This is a genomic window from Ewingella sp. AOP8-B2-18 (genome assembly GCF_052376015.1).
Taxonomy (GTDB): domain Bacteria; phylum Pseudomonadota; class Gammaproteobacteria; order Enterobacterales; family Enterobacteriaceae; genus Ewingella; species Ewingella allii.
In genome coordinates, this window is record NZ_JBQSVB010000038.1 from 1 (window position 1) to 3,871 (window position 3,871).

Consider the following 3,871-nt stretch of genomic DNA (forward strand, 5'->3'; position numbering starts at 1 on the left):
CATGACAAAGTCATCGGGCATTATCTGAACATAAAACACTATCAATAAGTTGGAGTCATTACCCACTTGTCATTAGATCTTCCACTGTTCAGCCAAGTGACGGAAGTGACACACGTCGATAAATACTAACAGTAGTTCAGCATACAGTTATCTCGGCATTACAATTATGCGTCTCGTGAACACAGTAGCACCTGTAAGGCATACTCCAGTTGTTTAGCATTATCTTCTACAATGAGCCATTCTGGTGGTAATATATCGCACTTATAGATTGTGCTCTGTGGCTGCTTGCCCATATAAGCTTGGGGGGCACTTTCCTTTAGCACAAAAACGGTTGATTGCCGGGCTAATTCCATGCAGTTATCTGATAGCCATTGGCAATACGTCATAACTGCGGCGGGTGGCGGAGTATGCGTGTGCGACATGGCTCGGCTTATGCTTTCCGCTAATAAAAGGGAAGTTGCGTATACCCGTATTGCATGGCGGTCGTAACGTTGCGTGACGATGTTAATCCGCTCTGCATGTAGCCGACCCCGTAGCGACCAGCGTTTACTGACCTGTGCTTCAGCTACAGCGGCACGAAGAGCTGCCAGAGCTGACTGAGCATCTGAAAGCTGACTCAAAGCGGCTTCTGCCCCCTTACTGCTTTGCACCTCGCAGGCTCTGAGCATTCGATCCATCCCATTACCGAGTTGTCGAAGGAAATCAGAAGTTGAACGCCCAATATCACTAAATGGATTAGACGTAAAAAGCACCTGGCTGAATAATAATCCTACAGAGGCTCCCAGCAAAACATCCACCAAACGGGTTCCACCCGCGCTTTCTGGCCCCATGGCAAGAACCAAAGCAACCGATACTCCAGCCTGGATTGGTACCACCGGGGCCGGGCCAATGGCGGCACCAAACAAAATAGCGAAGAACATACCGACGCACATCCGAATCAGTGGGTGAGTATCGGGTAACTGCCACATCAACTCCCCCATCACAATACCGAACGTACAACCAATCACTAGATTTCTTGCTTGTTTCAGGTGACTGGGTACGCCCGGAGCAAGACATACCACGGCACTGACGATGGCAAAAGTAGGATGTTCATGTCCCAGCAGCCATACGGCCAGTATCCATGACAGCAGGCAGGCGAGTGCAGTAGCAAGTGCATCACGCGCTGCCAGCCTCGCACGTGAAGGAAATCCAGTGACGACCTGGCGCCAGGTCAGGCGTAGACGAACTAACCAATGCAAAAGGGGAATCCTCGGTGATGATGGGCATAATGATTCATGGTTCTATATGATCAACTGGAATCAACGAAAATCAGCAATACGATTCTAATTTATTGCATTATTGGATGAATTCCATTTTTTCAAAATTTTAGCCCATATTTCTTTATCTTATCGGACAACGTACTTTTGGCTACCTGTAGTGACTCTGCTGTACGAGAAAGGCTACCTGCATGGCGTGCGAGCTCAGTGGCAATCAAACCTCTCTCAAAATATTCAACGGTTTGCATCAGTGAGAACGAGGAGATATCCGAAGAAATATCTCCCATTGTGATTGTACTCTTAATGCCCAGAACAAATCTCTCGGCTTCATTTCGCAACTCCCTTACGTTCCCGGGCCAACGCCAGGCCATCAACTGATGAAGTTTTGTCTCTTTAATCACTGGGGCTGTGCGATTGAAACTGATCGATGACTGGTTTACAAACAGGTTAAACAACAGGGGAATATCCTCCAGCCAGCAACCCTGCCGTCATCGGCCCGCCATAATGCAGACCTTTACCAATAAGAATCGCGGTCCCCAGTCCTGACAGGCAGACGATCACCGTGAAAACTACCTGCGGCATGCCATCGCTACGAATCGCGCGGATGAACTGCGGTCCCACAGAATAGCCAACGGCGAACAAAAACATGTAAAACCAAAGGTACGACGTTCTTGTTGGGAGAAAGCCGTGCCTTTATTCAGACCTGGATTTTTTAATAATTCGACCCCTTTCGGAAGGGATTTCTGCAACACAGTCATATTTAACTCTCCAAATTGAATCATTGTCTGTTGATGAATGAAACGTTCATCGCATCTCTGTCATTGCACTGAGCGTGCCACTTTTTATAAAAAATAAGTAATTGATAAATGGAGGTTAATTGTGAGCTGTGATTTTAGGTATTCCGGTTATCCGGAAAAATACGGATGCTATGTTCGGTTTTCCGAACGGAACGGGGGAAGTTAGGCAGATTATCCTGATGGACTACTTTTAATCAGTAGTGATTATGTGGGGAAGGCGAACGGCATCCGCGTAAACCTCTTTGCCGATCTGGGGCACAAGACTACAGTCTGTAAAGAGGTTTACGACACCATGCTTCATGGCTAAAACCGTTCAGCCGCGTTTCCGGCAGTGTTTGGTAGCCAGTCGCAATTTCCTGCCGACGGCCACCGGAAACGCGGTTCAGTCGGTTAAATCGCTTTCTGTGCTGGTACAACCAGGTTGTCGTCCCGGAGCCTGAATACTGATACAGACTGTTGCAGCAACCCGGCCTGCTCTTCAAGTGCCGCCGCCGCTGCAACGGACTCTTCAACAAGGGATGCGTTCTGCTGCGTCACACTGTCCATTTCGTGAACCGCAATACCAACCTGCTCAATTCCGCGGCTCTGTTCATCGGATGCAGCAGCAATTTCTGCCATAATATCTGTCACTCGGGTCACTGCATTGACGATATCAGACATCGAGTCGCCAGCACGTTTAACCAAGCCTGAGCCATTTTCAATACGACTGACTGAGGCCTCAATGAGTATCTTGATATCTTTAGCCGCAAGCGCACTGCGCTGGGCAAGGTTGCGAACCTCGCCAGCCACCACGGCAAATCCGCGCCCCTGCTCCCCAGCTCTTGCTGCTTCAACGGCCGCGTTAAGGGCGAGAATGTTAGTCTGAAACGCAATACCATCGATAACATTAATGATGGCACCAATTTCCTTAGAGCTATCGGCGATATCATCCATTGTACTTACAACCAAGCTGACAGCATCTCCCCCTTTTAATGCTTTATCGGAAGCGGCAACTGCAAGCTGTGAAGCCTGGCGGGCATTGTCAGCATTCAACCTAACCGTTGCCGTCAGTTGTTCCATACTTGCTGCAGTTTCTTCCAGTGATGCAGCTTGCTGCTCGGTCCGGGATGACAAATCATGACTACCTGAGGCTATCTCACCTGCCCCGGTGTATATAGAGTCAGAACCGAGTCTGACATCACTGACTGTTCTGATCAGAGACTGTTGCATATGGAGAATACTTTCTGCCAGTTTTGCCATCTCATTATTTCCTTCGACCCTCACCGAATGCGTGAGATCTCCCTGCGAAATAGTGCTCAAATGCTGCATATTATCTTTTAAAGGTGCAATGAGCATTCTCCGTAATCCGACCCAACTGAGTAATATAATGATGATCACCAAGAGAATAACTGTTCCCATAGTCCACAGCATTTCTGTAAAGGTTTTCTGATTTTCACTGATCCCCCGTCGACTTACGTCTTCATAAGTGACGCGCCAGCGATTATAGCTATCCTGCATGGATACCTGATAATCCTGAATACGTAGCCGTAGGATGTCATCCAGTTTTCCCTGCTCCGTAAGCGTTAACGCTTTATCAAGGACATCAGCGTAGGCCAAATAATCGCGTTTAAGCGCATCGAGGCTGCTCAGGTTGGTTCCCGGGCTGACGGTCTGAGAGTTAAAAAGCAGAAAATCATTTCTGCCTCGAGCGAGTTGTTGCCGTCCATCCTTCACGATATCGTTTAAAGAATCGGTATTCGACAGGGTATTATCGTTCATCGGCTTTGTTGAATAAATCGAACTTTTGCTGAGTTGAAGGATCAGATCACGCATCTTCCC

The 3,871-nt window shown here is 48.1% G+C and carries 3 protein-coding genes and 1 pseudogene; all 4 read right to left on the reverse strand.

The features are described 5' to 3' along the window. Positions 1-164: 164 nt before the first annotated feature. Complete coding sequence (locus tag ACT3RR_RS22880) at positions 165-1,238, reverse strand: FUSC family protein (protein WP_001572325.1); 1,074 nt, start codon at positions 1,236-1,238, stop codon at positions 165-167. 119 nt (positions 1,239-1,357) lie between these two features. Further along, positions 1,358-1,711, reverse strand: a complete 354-nt coding sequence (locus ACT3RR_RS22885) for an AAA-type ATPase lid domain-containing protein (RefSeq protein WP_017146595.1) — start codon at positions 1,709-1,711, stop codon at positions 1,358-1,360. Then, positions 1,704-1,910 (reverse strand): annotated as a pseudogene (locus ACT3RR_RS22890) (hypothetical protein); the annotation flags it as partial. The gene ACT3RR_RS22885 and the pseudogene ACT3RR_RS22890, both read right to left, overlap by 8 nt. Positions 1,911-2,443: 533 nt before the next feature. Beyond that, positions 2,444-3,871: methyl-accepting chemotaxis protein (locus ACT3RR_RS22895; protein WP_496201160.1), on the reverse strand; the 1,428-nt coding region annotated here is incomplete at its 5' end.